Source organism: Nonomuraea sp. NPDC047897 (assembly GCF_043204415.1).
GTDB lineage: Bacteria > Actinomycetota > Actinomycetes > Streptosporangiales > Streptosporangiaceae > Nonomuraea.
The window spans coordinates 559693-574766 of record NZ_JBIDCC010000001.1; the positions used below are offsets into that span (position 1 = coordinate 559693).

15 protein-coding genes are annotated in these 15074 nt (G+C 68.2%); 10 read left to right on the forward strand and 5 right to left on the reverse strand.

The window, feature by feature from the left end:
• The first annotated feature begins 539 nt into the window (after window positions 1-539).
• Window positions 540-1634: a sensor histidine kinase gene (locus ACGF0J_RS02540; RefSeq protein ID WP_393141571.1), complete on the forward strand. Its 1095-nt coding sequence runs from the start codon at window positions 540-542 to the stop codon at window positions 1632-1634.
• Window positions 1627-2763, forward strand: a complete 1137-nt coding sequence (locus ACGF0J_RS02545; RefSeq protein WP_393141573.1) for a hypothetical protein — start codon at window positions 1627-1629, stop codon at window positions 2761-2763. Before ACGF0J_RS02540 ends, ACGF0J_RS02545 begins: the two co-directional genes overlap by 8 nt.
• Here ACGF0J_RS02545 and ACGF0J_RS02550 read toward each other — a convergent pair.
• Entirely contained in the window at window positions 2730-3362 is a 633-nt protein-coding gene (locus ACGF0J_RS02550; RefSeq protein ID WP_393141575.1) for a DNA-binding response regulator, read from the reverse strand. The two genes, ACGF0J_RS02545 and ACGF0J_RS02550, sit on opposite strands and share 34 nt — an antisense overlap.
• A 239-nt stretch (window positions 3363-3601) precedes the next feature.
• Window positions 3602-4312 carry an FkbM family methyltransferase gene (locus tag ACGF0J_RS02555; protein WP_393141577.1) on the reverse strand — a complete coding sequence of 237 codons (711 nt, stop codon included), beginning with the start codon at window positions 4310-4312 and terminating at the stop codon, window positions 3602-3604.
• 837 nt (window positions 4313-5149) lie between these two features.
• Here ACGF0J_RS02555 and ACGF0J_RS02560 point away from each other — a divergent pair.
• From ACGF0J_RS02560 to ACGF0J_RS02595, 8 genes are all read left to right on the forward strand, one after another.
• Window positions 5150-7009 (forward strand): asparagine synthase-related protein, encoded by a 1860-nt coding sequence (locus tag ACGF0J_RS02560; protein WP_393141579.1) that lies wholly within the window; start codon window positions 5150-5152, stop codon window positions 7007-7009.
• Between the two features lie 27 nt (window positions 7010-7036).
• Window positions 7037-7288, forward strand: a complete 252-nt coding sequence (locus tag ACGF0J_RS02565) for a lasso peptide biosynthesis PqqD family chaperone (RefSeq protein ID WP_393141581.1) — start codon at window positions 7037-7039, stop codon at window positions 7286-7288.
• Window positions 7288-7746, forward strand: a complete 459-nt coding sequence (locus tag ACGF0J_RS02570) for a lasso peptide biosynthesis B2 protein (RefSeq protein ID WP_393141829.1) — start codon at window positions 7288-7290, stop codon at window positions 7744-7746. Before ACGF0J_RS02565 ends, ACGF0J_RS02570 begins: the two co-directional genes overlap by 1 nt.
• A gap of 74 nt (window positions 7747-7820) precedes the next feature.
• The gene (locus tag ACGF0J_RS02575) at window positions 7821-7949 is read left to right on the forward strand and encodes a hypothetical protein (RefSeq protein ID WP_393141583.1); all 129 of its coding nucleotides are present in this window, start codon (window positions 7821-7823) and stop codon (window positions 7947-7949) included.
• A gap of 211 nt (window positions 7950-8160) precedes the next feature.
• Window positions 8161-8832 carry a bacteriocin fulvocin C-related protein gene (locus ACGF0J_RS02580; RefSeq protein ID WP_393141585.1) on the forward strand — a complete coding sequence of 224 codons (672 nt, stop codon included), beginning with the start codon at window positions 8161-8163 and terminating at the stop codon, window positions 8830-8832.
• A gap of 106 nt (window positions 8833-8938) precedes the next feature.
• Window positions 8939-10711, forward strand: coding sequence for an ABC transporter ATP-binding protein (locus ACGF0J_RS02585; protein WP_393141588.1), 1773 nt, complete (start codon window positions 8939-8941; stop codon window positions 10709-10711).
• 48 nt (window positions 10712-10759) lie between these two features.
• On the forward strand, window positions 10760-11338 hold the full coding sequence (locus tag ACGF0J_RS02590) for a TOPRIM nucleotidyl transferase/hydrolase domain-containing protein (protein WP_393141590.1): 579 nt from the start codon (window positions 10760-10762) through the stop codon (window positions 11336-11338).
• A gap of 362 nt (window positions 11339-11700) precedes the next feature.
• Complete coding sequence (locus ACGF0J_RS02595; RefSeq protein WP_393141592.1) at window positions 11701-13179, forward strand: sialidase family protein; 1479 nt, start codon at window positions 11701-11703, stop codon at window positions 13177-13179.
• 168 nt (window positions 13180-13347) lie between these two features.
• Here the strand turns inward: ACGF0J_RS02595 and ACGF0J_RS02600 are convergent, their stop codons facing one another.
• The 3 genes from ACGF0J_RS02600 to ACGF0J_RS02610 are packed head-to-tail and all read right to left on the reverse strand — an operon-like array spanning window position 13348 to window position 15040.
• On the reverse strand, window positions 13348-13869 hold the full coding sequence (locus tag ACGF0J_RS02600) for a DM13 domain-containing protein (protein ID WP_393141594.1): 522 nt from the start codon (window positions 13867-13869) through the stop codon (window positions 13348-13350).
• 12 nt (window positions 13870-13881) lie between these two features.
• Window positions 13882-14343, reverse strand: coding sequence for a hypothetical protein (locus tag ACGF0J_RS02605; RefSeq protein ID WP_393141596.1), 462 nt, complete (start codon window positions 14341-14343; stop codon window positions 13882-13884).
• Between the two features lie 4 nt (window positions 14344-14347).
• Window positions 14348-15040: a TetR/AcrR family transcriptional regulator gene (locus ACGF0J_RS02610; RefSeq protein WP_393141598.1), complete on the reverse strand. Its 693-nt coding sequence runs from the start codon at window positions 15038-15040 to the stop codon at window positions 14348-14350.
• Window positions 15041-15074 lie beyond the last annotated feature (34 nt).

Genomic DNA, 15074 nt, shown 5'->3' on the forward strand with positions numbered 1-15074 from the left:
ACAATTCGGCAGGTGGAGATCGCCGGGATGGTATGATCGGACCCGGCCTTGCGAAGGGGCGTGCTGAAGCCGGCACGAGGACATATCGCGGCGGTGTGCCGTTGTGGGCACGGCGCCGAGGTTCGGGTATGCGTTTCTCCTTGTTTCACGCACACAACGTGAGGTAGCGATGTCGCTTGCCGTCGTGAAAGACAATTCTGTCCGTCGTCTGCGGGCTGAGTGCCTATCGCGGGCGACGTCGGTCGAAGCACGCGTGACGCGGACCATCCTGGCCACGTCACGCGAGACCGCGGCCATCCGAGGGCCCAGGATGCGTCCCCTGCCCGGCAGACGGGCCACGAGCCTGCCGGACCGGGTTCGTCCGGGGCCGATGTGCGGCCTTGTGCCTCCTGCGGGCTTGCGGCGGCCGCGTACGGGCTCATCTGACGTGGGGAAGCATCATGGTCAGACCACTCGGGCGAGCTGAGCACCGGCCTCCGGCCGGTGGCGACCCGCCTGACGCCGTCCCCGGGCAGATGGAGAGTGCGCTTCTCCTGTTCGTGTACCGCTTCCAGCACAAGATTCGTGCCGTGGTGGTGATCTCATGCGCTGTGCTGGCGGTGCCCTCGATGCCGTCGGGCAGAGAGATGCTGGCCGTCTTGGTGATCGCCGGCGTGACTGTCGTCTGGAGTGTCGCCTATTACACGTTCGGCCTGTTGCGCAGATGGCCACGGCTGCTCTTCGTCATCGACCTCGCCGTGCTGACGGGGCTCTGCCTCACTCAATTCGTGACCGTACCCGACAGCCAGACGATGCACGGCAGCACCTGGATCCTGGCTGTCGTGAGCATAGTCGTGGTGACATACCAGATGGCCCACCCGTGGCTGGTCGCGCTCCCGGCCTCGCTCTTCCTGGCCGCAGCGGATATCGGCGGAGCGATGCTCGATCGCGCGCATGGATGGGCGTACGCGCTCCCCAACGTGGGCTGGCTGTTGGTGCAGGCTGCGTTGTGTCAGATATTGTTCCGCCTCCTGCTCCACCGATGTCGCTCTGCCGACGCCGCTGCGCTGAGGGCCGAGTCGGCACGACGTCGGCAGTCGGTGGTGGAGGCCCAGCGGCTGGCCAGACGCGAATATCTCGCGACCCTCCACGACACGGCCTGCGCAACGCTGATGATGGCCGCCGCGCGCGGGGACCAGATCCCCCCCGAGAATTTCCGCGCGATGGCCGGCAGTGACCTCAAGCGGCTGATGCCCGAAGGCGTCACGAGCGGAGAATCGCACCTGGCGGTGGAACTGCTCGCGGAGATAGACAGACACCCGCTGCGCGTGACGACCCAGTTCCACGATGCTCTGGGGCACCTGTGGGGTCCCGCTGCCTCGGCTCTGCGCAACAGCCTCGGAGAAGCACTGCGCAATGTCGTCCGTCACGCGGGCGTCGACTCGGCACGAGTCACCGCGCACGTGAGGGAGGAAGTCGTCACGGTGACGATCACAGATGAGGGAGCCGGCTTCGACGCCGCCCGCATACCGCCTCACTGCTTCGGGCTGTCCAAGTCCATCGTCGAGCGCATGGCCGCCGTCGGCGGCCGAGCGGTGATCACCTCCTGCGTCGGGCGTGGCACGGAGGTACGACTGGAGTGGCCGAGTGTCTGAGTCGCCGGACGACCAGATCGGCGATGACCTCCGCGACAGGATGCGCATCGCGGCGTTGATCATCCTCGCGGTCGTCCACTGTGGATTGGTGTTCCCGGCGCTCCTGGCCAACCTGTCCAGTTACCGGTTTCCCGCCGTGCAGCTCGTCGTGTTCGGATCGCTGTCGCTCATCATCATCATGGACGCGCTCTTGGAGGTGGCCGGCCGCCCTCGCCCCCGAAGCTGGGGGGTCGCCTGGACTGTCTGTGTCGTGCTGCTGTCGGCCACCGCGAGCAGCGAACTGTTCGCAGAGCAGTTCTTCGGCACCTTGCATTGGACGCACCTGGAGGTCGGCTGGTTCGTGGTCGTGCTGTTCCTCGGCCGCAAACTGTCGATGACCGCCATCGTGATCGCCTGCTACCTGGCGATCACGCTGCTCCAGTTGATGACGAAAGGGTTACCCTCACGAGTCGAGGGAGCGGGGATGATGATCAGCGCGCTCATCGTGAGCGCATTCCAGATCGCCACCGCGGCCATGGCCAACCAGGTGCGCGACTATGCCGCCGCGGCGAAGAGAGCCATGCGCGACCAGGAGCGACTACGGACCGAGGCGACGGTTCTCGCGCAGATGGAGGCGGAACGGCGGAAGCGGTACCGCGAGCTCAGGACCACGATCGTGCCGCTGTTGCGCGGGCTGGCCGACGGATCGCTCAGTGCGCGGGACGAGGCCACGCGGCGTCGTTGCGCGACCGAGGCCGCACGGGTGCGACGGTTGCTCGTGGAACGTGACCAGGCGTCCGATGCCTTGGCCCACGAACTCCACGCGTGCATCGATGCCGCCGAACGAAGCGGCGTCGACACGCAACTCGCCATACGCGGGGCGCCGGCGAATCTCCCTTGGAGGATCGCCAGCGCGTTGACGGAGCCCGTCGCCAAGGTGCTCGCCGCTGCCAGGGGCAGCGCGCGGGTCACCGTTGTACGCGGTGACGATTCGATCCGGGTCAGCATCGTGGCCGACGCTCCGAGGCTTCACATACCTCGGCCTGACGTGCGGGGGGTGGGCGTGAGTACGCTCTACCGTGGTCAACGGCTGTGGCTGGAGGTCGCCTACGAGCTTCAGAGCTCGTCCAGCGAGACGATCCCGTCCTGAATGGCGCGGGTGATCAGGTTGGCCTTCGTCTTCGCGGGACGCCCGACGTTGGCGTACTTGATGCGGACACGGTCCAGGTAGGTGTTCACCGTGCGCACCGAGAGTCCGAGGCTCTCCCCGACCATGGCCTTCGACTCCGACTGGAACCACTTCAGGAGCACGTCGATCTCGCGGCGGCTCAGGTTCGGCCGGTCCGCGGACGTGTCGCAGCCGAAAGCCCCGGCGAGCGCCGGAGGGGTGTAGGGTCTGTCGGCGGCCGCCGCGAGCGTGGCCGCGACGAGGTGCCGCTCTCCCTCCGTCTTGGTCAGATAGGTGAAGGCTCCCAGCTCAAGGCACATCAAGGCCACCGCCTGGCTCTCGTACATGCTGTAGACGATGACCTGCCTTCCGTGCGCGCTCAGCTCTTCGAGCTGGGCGTACGCAGGTGCGCCGTGGGCGAGCTGCAGGTCGAAGACCACCACGTCCGCCGCGGACCCCGGCTCTGTCATGGCGGTCGAGACGTCTGACCCTCTCGCGGTCACCGTGATCCGCTCCTCGGATGTGGCGTACCACGATTCGATGCCCTGGAGCACCACGGGATGATCGTCGATCAGGGCCACCCTTATCGGCGAAGCTCCTCGGTCCACGTTGTCCTTCTGCCCTTCCGGAAGGTTCACGGTCTGCCGCGTCGAGACATCGTCGCTGTCGGGCCGTTGCACAAGTTGACGGGGTCCATCGGTAGAAGGACCCGCTCATCCCATCAACGGCGAACGGCCATCACTTTCCTGGTTTCGGGGTCACTGGTCCGGCGGCAATCCCGGACCTTGAGCGACAGGTGCGGGAAGTTGTCGTTCGAGGATCAGAGGTCGCGACTGCTGAACAGGTAATTGCGTCGCCTGACACTGATCTCGTCGGTCTTTAGCCATCGGTCGCGTTGCCAGGTGTACATGCGGTATCCCAACGTCAGCAACGGCTCCGTCACATCGCTCGCGACCATGCCGTACTTCTTGAGATGACGGTCCTCGATCTCCAACAGGAGACTGGGCCGGTGTCGCTCGATCGTGTTGAGGCCGCCTTTCAGCACCGCCGATTCGAACCCTTCCACGTCCACCTTCATGAAGGTCACCCGCGAGAGCTCGCGGGTCTCGCAGATGTGGTCGATGGAATGCACGGGCACCTCCAATGTCTTGCCGGCGGATTTGTCCGGACCGCGCAGCCCCGTCTGGAGGTGCGCCCAACCGTGGTTGGGCAGGAGTCCGAACCGGTACGGCAAGCGGAGCTTCTGTCGTCCGTTGGCGGGACCGAGTGCGGCGTTGGTGGCGATCACCTGGTCGGCCCTTGTGGCCCGCCGTGCCGACTCCAAGATCTGGTAGGGGAGACGCAGCGGCTCGAAGCTGTGCACCTGCCCGGTACGCCCCACCAGGCGGGCGAGAGGAAAGGTGTACATCCCGTATGCGGCGCCGATATCCAAGCACACGTCGCCATTCCCCACGAGCTGTGAAAGCCCCCGTAATTCGGACTCCCGAGAGAGGGCGCGGGCGACCATGTCCGCCATCGATAATCTCAGCATGCCGAGGACGGTAGCAGGGAGTTCGGCGTAGGCGAATCCTCCTCAGGGGCGAAATCGGCCGCTCCGCTTCATCTCTGTGGGGGAGGACCGGCCCCTACTGGTCCGCCCTTATAGGCCGGCACCACTGCCGGGTTCTGTCGCGTAAGTGAAGTTCTCCAAGAACCGGCCCCACGTGGGACCTCACGGTCTCCTCGGCGATAAGTCAGACCGCGTGCGATGTCGGCGTTGGACTGACCGTCGGCGGAGACCGTCGAGCTCGCATGGGGGTGAGCGTGTTCAGTCGCAAACGCCTCGCGCTCGTCGAGCAAGAGCGTCACCCGCCCGACCCAGACGCGTCGGCCCGCGACCCGGGCCCGGATACCGCCAGGCGGCCGGCCGCACACGCACTCCGTGCCCGCAGGGGACGACCCCCGGCGGCGACCTCGCCACTCTCATGGCCTCTGCCGGCCGGCGGCGCATTTCCCGCCCTACCGAGTTCGTGTGGGGGGCACGCCCCATCGTGTTCGCGGAGCCGCCGGGTGAGAGCGAGCACCACGCTTCGAACAGCACCGGGGGACGCGACCGGGGCGGTATTGAGGGTGACCGATGCCTGTTCCGGATCTCGCTGCCCCACCAGCCGAGAACCGGTGGATATTCATGCATCGGCCGGCGGATCTCCGGCGGAGGGCGGCACGGGCTCATGGACGACTGGTTTCGATAGGCGGGCGATAGGACGCGTTCGTAGTCTCGTCATTGTCAAGGAAGCCGCCGGCGCGGCGGCCGGAGGGAGGATTCTGCTCGCGGAGCAGTCGACAACCCTTGGGCCGATGAATCGCCCTGTTCCGGATAAGTAAATCCATGAAGGGTAGCGAGATGCACGAAGCAGTTGGCTGGTATTTCGTCATGCTCCCGGACCGGGAGGGCACAGAATCAATCACGGCAAAGCTCGGGCCCGGCGCGCACCCGATTCTGGAGCACGCGTCCGGTCGGCCGTGGATCGTCGGCAGGATGCCAGGAGAGCTCGTGACGAGCTCCACCCTTGTCGGCAAAGGTGACCGGTTGGCGGTCATCGGCTTCTCCTCGGCGACGCCGGAGACGCTGGACCGCGTCGTGGACCAGGCCGCGGTGGTGGAGCAGTTGGACGCGTTGAGTTTCCGGCTGTCCGGCAGCTTCCATCTTCTCGGCTCTTTTGCCGGACGACTGCGGGCGCAGGGCTCCGCCTCGGGTTTCCGGCGCGTTCATCATGCGGTGATCGACGGCTTCGTCGTCGCGTCGGACCGCGCCGACGTGCTGGCCGACCTGGGCTGCTTCTCCTATGACGAAGCCAATCTCGGGATCAGGCTGCTGCGTCAGCTTCCGCACCCTCTCGGCGAGCAGCCGCTGTGGCGAGGGGTGACGGGGGTGACGCCCGGTTCGTGCCTGACGGTGGACCGTGATGGACGTACCGCCCATGAGAGACGCTGGTGGGAACAGCCGGCCGCGGAGATGTCCCGATCAGTCGGAGCCGCCCGGCTGCTGCAGGAGCTGACCGACGCCATGGCGGTGCGTACGCGTTCCGGCGGCGTGGTGCACTGCGACCTTTCCGGCGGGCTCGACTCAACGCCCTTGTGCTATCTCGCGGCACAGGGGCCAGCCGAGATCGTGGCGCACACGGGCTACAACGACGACCCCGGGGGAAGAAACGATCTCACCTATGCTCGGATAGCGCTCCGAGTGATGCCGGATGTGAAACACCACATCTATTCGTGGGACGACCAGCCCGAGTTCTTCGGCGGCTTGTTGTCCACTTCCTACCGGTTGGACGAGCCGACGCAGATGTTCCTCGCCGGTCCGCGGCAGGAGGGCTACGTGGCCAACGCGCGAAGTCGTGGCGCCCGCGCGTACATCACGGGGGACGGTGGTGACCACCTGCTGCACCCGCTCCCGTCCGCCAGCCACACGCTGTTCCGGTCGAATCCCCTGTCGGCGTGGCGGAGAGTGCGCATGTTCCAACAACTGGAGGCATGGCCGATAGGTGACACGGTCAGGGGCCTGCTCGACAACCGCCCTTACGGCGCATGGCTGGGCGACCAGGTACGCACGCTGCGCCAGGCGGAATTCAAGAAGACGGTCCGGTCCCTGGACTGGGACATGCGCATCTCGCTTCCCCGCTGGTTGACGCGTGATGCCGGGGAGGCCATAACGGGTCGTCTCCGTGAGCTGGCGAGCACCGTGGAGCCCTTGGGGCCCAGCCGGGCCCTGCACGGCCAGTACGCGATGATGCTCGACGGCAGCCGCATCCTGCGCGGCGCCCAACAGATCGGTGCCGCCCAGCAGGTCGCGCTGGAATCCCCGTTCTTCGACGACCGTGTCCTTGAGGCATGCTTCTCCGTCCGTCTGGCGGAGCGCCCGATGCCCACAGAGCTGAAGCCTCTCATGAAGCTGGCCATGCGCGGTCTGCTGCCGGCGGAGTTCTTGGCGAGAAAGGGATTCGAAACGGGCGGGTCGCAGGCCGCGCGAGGGCTGGTCAACCATTGGGACGACATTTTGGAATTGTGCGAGGATTCGCCGCTGCCGTCGACCGGACTGGTCGACATGCAACTTTTCCGCGACCTTTGCCGCCCCACGCTGCATCGCGAGCGCGACGCCACACTCGACGCGACCATCAACTGCGCCGCGTTTATGCGGGCGCAACGAACATTCTCGTCGAAAGCGGCGTCGGCTCACTCCGCCTGCTGACCCCGGCGCGCCGGACTGGAGACTCCCATGTTCTCGTTCCATGCCGATGTTTCGTACGCGACAACAGATTACGGAATCGTGTTGCTCGATGAGCGCAAGGGCAAGTATTTCCATCTCGACGCCACGAGCGGCGTCATCATCGGAAGTCTCGACGCCGGACTCGGCGTCGAGGACGCGGTCCGGAACCTGGCCGAGCGCTTCGATGTCGGCAAAGACCGCGCAAGAAACGACGTTCTCGCACTGATCAAGGTTTTGGGTGAGAAAGGGCTGCTCCGATGATGGCCTTGAGCGGCGAATGGGATCGACCGGTGACGGCCAGGACGTGGACCGCCGTGCGGGTCGCCGAGGGCCTCGCCCTGCTGGTGGCACGACTGCCTCCCAAACGCATCCGTATGCTTCTCGGGCTCCTCGGGAGGATGGCACGGCCGGCGCGGCATGACGAGGTCGCCCGAGCACGGACATGTCTGCTCGCTGCCAGCGTCCGTCTCCGTGGCGTTGAGGCCTGCCTGCCGCGCTCCCTGGCCGTGGTGCTGCTCGCCCGGATGCGCGGCGCTCGGGCGACGTGGTGCGTCGGCGTCCTGAGATCGCCCCCCTTTCTCGCGCACGCCTGGGTCGAGGCGGACGGCGAGATGGTCGGCGAGCATCTCGACAGCACGGACTTCGTACGGCTTCTCGCTGTGGGGCCTCCGGTGAATCACCAGGCCGGCCCACCGAGACCGAAGACTTCCGGCGGGTGAGACCCCGTCGGGATCGGCCGATGAAGGCCGACCGCCTGATCGGGCGGAAATCACATCGGGAGGAGGTGAGATCGATGGACAAGCGCTATGAGACGCCCACCGTCACCGACCTGGGCGAGTTCGCTGTCGAGACCGGAATCTTCGGTGTGCGGAACTACGAGGAGGTCGACGCGAACAAGGACTGCTGGCATCCGTTCTGCTGATAGCGACCATCAGTAGTTCACGAGGCGAGACGAGATCGTGAGGTATACGGCGAGCATTCCTCGTCGTATACCTCACGATCGTATGGAGATCGGGTGGGACATGATGGCCGAGGGATCGGCGAGGTGGGTACTCGCATTCGATGACTACTGCGCTCGATGTCGCAGGGTGGCGGGTGCTGTCGCGCGGTCCTGCGACGGAAGGGTGGACACCATGCCGCTCTCCAGCGGCGAGGTGAAGACCTGGTGCGAGAAGGCTCTGGGGCGCCACTGCCCGTGGAGGCCCCTGCTGTTCACGGTCTCCGCAGCCGGGATCCGCGTCTGGACGGGCCTGCCTCTCATGACCATGCTCTGCCGCAGGATCGGGGCACGAGGTTCGATACGCCTTCTCCGGGCCCTCGGCGGTCTCGATCGGGTGGAGGACGACGCGCGAGCCGACGGCAGCCTGATGGCGGGGTTGGCCGGATTGCTGGAGGTCTCCCGACTGCTCATGGGAAAGGGGCGCGCCGGCGTCGACCCCGAAGTCATGGAGATGCGCGTCTGGCTTGACGCGAACAGGCACCGTCTTCCCCGAACGTATGACGACATCGTGGTGTATCCGGTCTCCTATCGGCGGATGATCTATTCACAGCTCTCCGCCGCGGAGAAGGCCGCTGTCATGAGAGACCATCTCGCACACTACGCGCATTCCCATCCTGACCTTTCCGATCAGCAGATCGCGGCCATCAACACCGCTGGCGCGATATTCGGAGATCCGGCCCTGCGGGCGAGTCCGCGCGCCGCACAGGTCCGCACCCGGCTTGAGGAGGCGCATCGCGCCGTGGCGGACGCTTTCGGGGACGACGAAGCCATGGTGATCCTCACCATGCTCGGCCCGCCCGACTGATCCTCCTGCCCTCCAGCGGGCTGTCACAGCGGCGCGGGTGGGTGAAAGGGATGCCATGTCACAAGACCGACCGGAAGGCACGATCGAGCCGGTGGAGAGGACCCCCATGAGAACCCCCATGCGGGAACTGCTGGCCTACCTGAGGCCGCATCGCAAGATCCTGCTGATCGGCGGGTTGCTGTCGGTGGTGGGCAACAGCGCGACGCTGGTCATACCGCAGTCAGCGGAGTACATCGTCAACGCCTTCGGCTCCGGCCGGTCGATGGCCGGCCCACTGATCGGGCTGTCGGTCGCCACAACTGTCGGTGTGGCGGTCATGGCGTTCGGGTCCTACCTGATGGAGCGGACCGGTGAGGGCATCGTCTATGACGCACGCCGCAAGCTGGTCGGTCGCATGCTGCGGCTCAGGGTGGCCGATGTGGACCGGCTCAAACCGGGTGATCTGCTGTCCAGGGTGACCAGTGACACCACGTTGTTGCGAACGGTCCTGACCAACGGCCTGATCGAGTCGGTCGGCTCATCGTTCATGCTGGTCGGTGCGATCGTCGCGATGTTGCTCAAGGACGTCACCCTGTTCCTGGTCACCCTGCTGGTGATGATCGTGGTCGGCAGCATGGTGCGCCTCCTCATGCCCAAGATCCGACGAGCGCAGTTCCAGGCGCAGGAAGCGGTCGGGGAGATGGGCGCGGTGTTGGACCGTGCGCTGCAGGCCTACCGAACCGTCAAGGCCAGCGGCGTCGAGGACCGTGAGATCGCACTCGTGGAAGCGGCCGCCGGGCGGGCCCGCGACCGGGGCGTCCAGGTCGCGGTCTGGGGTTCGCTGGCGGGGGTGTCCACCTGGGTCGCCTTCCAGGGGGCGTTCGTGGCCGTATTCGCGATCGGCGGTGTCCGGGTGGCCTCGGGCGCCATGACCGTCGCCGAACTCGTCGCGTTCTTTCTCTACCTGTTCTTCATGGTCATGCCGATCGGCCAGCTCGTCCAGAGCGCGGTCCTGGTCCAGAACGGCCTGGCCGCGCTCAAACGCATCCGTGAGGTCCAGGACCTCCCGGCAGAACGCCTCGGCTCGGCCCGCCCCCTCCAGGCGGAGCCTCTGGGCGTCGCCTTCTCCGACGTCACTTTCCAGTACGGCGAGGACCGTCCGGTCGTGCACGACCGCACCACGTTCGAGGTGCCCCCTGGTGGCCTGACCGCCTTGGTCGGCCCCTCAGGAGCGGGCAAGTCCACCGTGTTCGCCCTGCTGGAACGGTTCTACGAGCACCAGAGCGGCGTTATCACCGTCGGCGACCGCGACATCCGCGACTGGCCGCTGGACGAACTGCGCGCTGCCTTCGGCTACGTCGAGCAGGATGCCCCCGTCCTGGCCGGGACGCTCCGGGAGAACCTGCTGTTCGCCGCTCCTGAGGCCACCGAAGACGAACTGCGCGCCGCGCTCGCCCGTACACGCTTGGACGACCTCGTCGCCCGCCTGCCCGAGGGGCTGGACACCGCCGTCGGCCACCGCGGTGTGCTGTTGTCCGGCGGCGAACGCCAGCGGGTGGCGATCGCCAGGGCGTTGCTGCGCAAGCCCCGGTTGCTCCTTCTGGACGAGGCCACCTCCCAACTGGACGCGGTCAACGAGCTACGGCTGCGTGAGGTGATCGCCGAGGTGGCGCGGGAGACGACGGTCCTGGTCATCGCCCACCGCCTGTCCACGGTCACCAACGCCGACCGCATCGTGGTCATGGAGGGCGGACGGGTGCGAGCCGTCGGCAGCCATGGCGAGTTGGTCGGATCGGACTCGCTCTACCGGGAACTCACGACCACTCAGTTCCTCATGCCGGGGGTGGCTGCCCTTGCCATCGGCGTGGGGCGCGGCGGGGACGGCCGGGCGACGACATGAGCGGAAAAGGGGATGAAAGCTGTCCGGGTTGGGTGCGAGGCTGGGCAGGTGAGCGACACGCATACCGTGGTCCTGGTCGAGGGAGCCAGCGACAGGGCGGCGATCGAGGCGTTGGCCGAGCGTCGGGGCCGGGACCTGGCGGCCGAGGGCATCTCCCTGGTGGCGATGGGCGGTGCCACGAACATCGGGACGTACGTCGGCAGGTTCGGCCCCCGCGGCCGCGATCTCCGGCTGGCCGGTCTGTGCGACGTCGGGGAGGAAGGCGACTTCCGGAGGAGTCTTGAGCGCGCCGGCCTCGGATCCGAGCTCGGTCGAGGCGATCTGGAGGCGCTCGGGTTCTTCGTGTGCGTGGCCGACCTGGAGGACGAGCTGATCCGTGCCCTCGGCACCGCCGCGGTGGAGCGCGTCGTCGACGCCGAGGGCGAGCTCGGCTCCTTCCGCACGCTCCAGAAGCAACCCGCATGGCGCGGGAGCGCCACGCACGACCAGTTGCGCCGGTTCATGGGAGCGGGCAGCGGCCGCAAGATCCGCTACTCCGGCGCGCTCGTCGCGGCGCTCGATCCCGATCGCGTGCCGCGGCCGCTGGACATGTTGCTGGCACACCTGTCGGGCAGTCGTGGCCGCTGACCCCGTCATCGCCGGCGGCCGCCTGCGCCGCCTCATGCCCGATCTCGGTCCGCTGCGCGACTCGCGCGACTTCCGGCTGCTGACCTGACCGGGCGACCGCCGTCGGCGGCGACCTTCGGACGTCACGGAAAGCGCTTGCGCTGACTACCCGCCGGTTGCCCCGTCGAGGGGAAGGTCAGCTCCGCGGTCGTGGCTTCGTCGCAGGTCGGAGCCGTGATCGACGGCTTTGCCGGCAACGGGCAGACGAATCTGATCTTGCGGCTGTAATGTTCCCAGCGTCGTTCGCCGACTGCCGGAGGAGGCCACGCCGACCCGGCGAGACGGTGACGTCCCCTTGACACGACGAAGATGAGGACCAGCTCGTGATCCGACGCTCCAGGGCACTGTTAGCCGCAGCGGCCACCCTGTTCGCCTGCACCGTCGCGCAGCCCGCCGCCGTGGACGCCGCCGCGGACGACGCCGCGGCACCCCGACCTGCCGTCGTGCGGCCGGTCTCGGGCATCAGCCCGCTGCCCGCCGGGTGCGGGCTTCCCCCGGCCGAGGGCTACACCCTGAACCCGAACACCGAGGTCCTGCCCATGCTGGCGCGGGACCCCAAGCGCCCGCAGCGCCTCGTCACGGTGTTCCAGCAGGACCGCTGGAACCGGTACGGCAGCAACGGCGCGGTCGCCGCCGTGTCGGACGACTACGGCCTGACCTGGCAGCAGTCCAAGAACCAGCCCGCCTTCTCCCGGTGCAACGGCGGCACGAGCGCCAACGGCGGTGACTACGACGTCACGACGGACCATTGGGTCACGGTCACCCCGTCGGGTGCGGCGGTGGCCGCGTCGCTGTCGATGTCCCGCGCCGGCGACGTGACCGCCATCCTGGTGGCCCGTTCCGGCGACGGCGGCCGGACCTGGGACGCGCCCGTCACCCTGCAGCGGGACGACAACCCGCGGTTCTTCAACGACCGCCCGTCGGTGACCGCGGACCCGTACCGGCCGGGCGTGGTCTACGCGGTGTGGGACCGCATCGACGACCAGTCGACCAGCACGACGCCGAACTGGGTGCAGCCGATCTACCTGGCGAAGTCGACCGACGACGGGCGCACCTGGACCACGAGCAAGGTGTACGACGTGCCCACCAACAGCGGCGTCATCGGCACCCAGCTGGTGCCGCTCCCGGACGGGACGCTGCTGATCGGCATGCACCACGAGACGACCACCGACGGCTCCACCCAGGTCATCCGTTCGACCGACGGCGGCCGCACCTGGTCGGAGCCGACCTTGAACGTCCCGGCCCCGCTCGCGGTGGGCCCCCGCATCCCGGACCCGGACAACTCGGGTGACCCGGTGCGCAACGCCGCCCTGCCGCTGCTGGCCACCCAGCCGGGCACCCGGGTCGTCAGCGCCGTCTGGCAGAGCCAGGAATCCGACGGCACCTTCCACGTGGCCTACTCGCGGTCGGCGAACGGCGGGAAGACGTGGTCCAGCCCGATCCGCCTGGACAAGACGCCCACCGGCTCGGCCGCCGTGCCGGTCGTCGCCATGTCCCGGACGGGCACCGTGGCGGTCACCTACTACGACTTCCGCAACAACACGCCCGACCCCGCCACCCTGCCCACGGACCTGTGGGCCGTCACCTGCGCGAGCGACTGCACGCAGCCCGGGGCGTGGCGCGAACAGCACATCGAGGGGCCGTTCGACACGCGGAAGGTCCCGGCGACGAGCGTGGGACGCCTGCTCGGTGACTACACCGGCCTAGTCTCGGTCGGCAGCGCCTTCACCGCGGTGTACGGCGTGTCCACCGGCGACGCCGCCAACCCCGTGGACCTGCACAGCGCGATCTTCTCCGGCTGAGCGTTCCGCACTTCGGTCCGGCCCCGGTCAGGCCGGCCCGGTGGCCGGCCGGGGCCGGACCGGCCGGGCCGAAGTGACAGCCCGAGAACCCGGCTCGACCGGCATGACGAGAACCCGGCCTCGTCTCCGGCCTCCCCGGCTCGACATGGGGACGGCTTCCCGCGCCGGTCACGGCGTCGTCAACGCGGCGGCGCCGAACGAGACGCTGAAGCGCCTGCACCAGATGGTGACGCTGGTCAGCGTGCCGATGTCGGCGTCGGCCGGGACGGCGTAGTTGGCGTTGCCCCTGTTGCCCTTCAGGTGCCCGAGTTCGAGGTGGCGTCCGTCGTCGAAGTTGACCCAGCTCTTCGTGACGGGCTGGTCGCTGAGCCAGACGCGCAGGTCGGGCCCGTCCGAGGTCTTCAGGTTCTCCACGCGCAGGACGCGCGACCCGTCCGGGAGTCGCAGCAGCCTCGCCGTGCCCGTGGTCGCGTGCTCGTGGCTGACGAACGTCCCCGACGCCAGCTCCTCGATCGGCTGCGGGGTCGCGCTCGCCGGCTCCTGCGGCCGGGCGGCCGGGGCCGACGCGACCGTGGGCGGCGCCTCGTTCACCGTCTGGGTGGTGACCAGGCGCCAGGGCTGGAAGAGGTACATCGCGAGGGCGAGCGCCGGGACACCCAGGGCGGCGGTCAGCACGATGAGCAGCTTCATGCCTCAAGGCCATCATGGAATCCCGCGCCCGGGGCTTACGGAGCGGTTACGGCGTCCGCTGCGATGACCGGGTCCGGGCTGGCGGTCGAACCAGCGCGCCGCCGGAGGCGTCAGCAGCGCGACGACCACCGCGAGGGGGAGGGCGGCGCCCGGGGCGAACAACGCGAGCCGGCCGAGACCGCCGTCGATCGCGGCCGTGGCCACGTACCCGCCGCCCGCGATCACCTCCAGGGCGACGGCGCCCCAGCGGACGGCGCCGTGTCGCGACGGCCAGCGCGACACCAGCCGTCCCAGCAGCGCCGTGATCGTGGCGTTGTAGAGGAGCAGCAGGAGGGTCGGGACGTCGGGATCGGCGGCCACGGTGCCGATCATGATGGCGAGCGCCACGAGGGCGAAGGCGACCTGGAGGGTCATGAGGAACCTGGCGGCTCGCACGGCGACCGGCATGCGCTCGGTCTGGATGCCCTCCGGCACCCGATCATTGTGCCGCGTGGGCGTCCGTGTCGCGACCGGACGAGGGGTTCAGGGTGGTGAGCAGGCGGGTGAGCGCGTCCGTGGCCCAGGACCGCCAGCGTGAGTGCTCCCATCCCCGGTTGCTCACCAGCAGGTTGTAGGTCTCGGGGGAGAGGGTCGCGAGGGCGATGTCGGCGGCGGCGTCGGGGGTGAGGCCGTCGCGCAGGGGGGTCTTGTCGGCGAGGGCGTCGGTGAGGACGCGGTGCACGGTGAGGCGCTGCTGGACGTTGGTGGCCCAGACCTCGGCGAGGTCGGGGTCCGTGGTCGCGGCGCTGCGCACGACGTCGAGGAGCGGCGCGGCGCGGAGGTAGATGTCTCCGGCCGCGGCGACCTGGCGGCGGATCTGGCCGAGCGGATCGGGGTCGGCGAGCGTGTCGCGGAACCACGGCCGCTCCATCGTGGGGACCGGTTCGTCGTCGCCGGCGACGGCCAGGTCGAGGGCGGTGGTGAGGATGGCCCGTTTGGTACCGAAGGCGTAGTAGACGGTCTGCTCGCTGACCCCGGCCTCGGCGGCGATGGCGGTGATGCTCGTCGTGGTGTAGCCGGTCGTGGTGAACAGGTCGGTGGCGGCCGCGGTGATGCGGGCGCGGGTGGCGCGGGCGCGGGCGGCGCGCCCGTCCTCCCGTCCGCCGGCCGGGCGTCGTGGATTCTCGCTCACGACTTGACTATAGCGCCACTACGAAAACATTCTT

What these genes read in the sequence shown, in the direction of transcription:
- ACGF0J_RS02580 (WP_393141585.1), top strand. Translation starts at nt 8,161, where the DNA reads ATGCCGCTCTCCAGCGGCGAGGTGAAGACCTGGTGCGAGAAGGCTCTG.
- ACGF0J_RS02560 (WP_393141579.1), top strand. Translation starts at nt 5,150, where the DNA reads ATGAAGGGTAGCGAGATGCACGAAGCAGTTGGCTGGTATTTCGTCATG.
- ACGF0J_RS02555 (WP_393141577.1), bottom strand. Translation starts at nt 4,312, where the DNA reads ATGCTGAGATTATCGATGGCGGACATGGTCGCCCGCGCCCTCTCTCGG.
- ACGF0J_RS02565 (WP_393141581.1), top strand. Translation starts at nt 7,037, where the DNA reads ATGTTCTCGTTCCATGCCGATGTTTCGTACGCGACAACAGATTACGGA.
- ACGF0J_RS02600 (WP_393141594.1), bottom strand. Translation starts at nt 13,869, where the DNA reads ATGAAGCTGCTCATCGTGCTGACCGCCGCCCTGGGTGTCCCGGCGCTC.
- ACGF0J_RS02570 (WP_393141829.1), top strand. Translation starts at nt 7,288, where the DNA reads ATGGCCTTGAGCGGCGAATGGGATCGACCGGTGACGGCCAGGACGTGG.
- ACGF0J_RS02585 (WP_393141588.1), top strand. Translation starts at nt 8,939, where the DNA reads ATGAGAACCCCCATGCGGGAACTGCTGGCCTACCTGAGGCCGCATCGC.
- ACGF0J_RS02575 (WP_393141583.1), top strand. Translation starts at nt 7,821, where the DNA reads ATGGACAAGCGCTATGAGACGCCCACCGTCACCGACCTGGGCGAGTTC.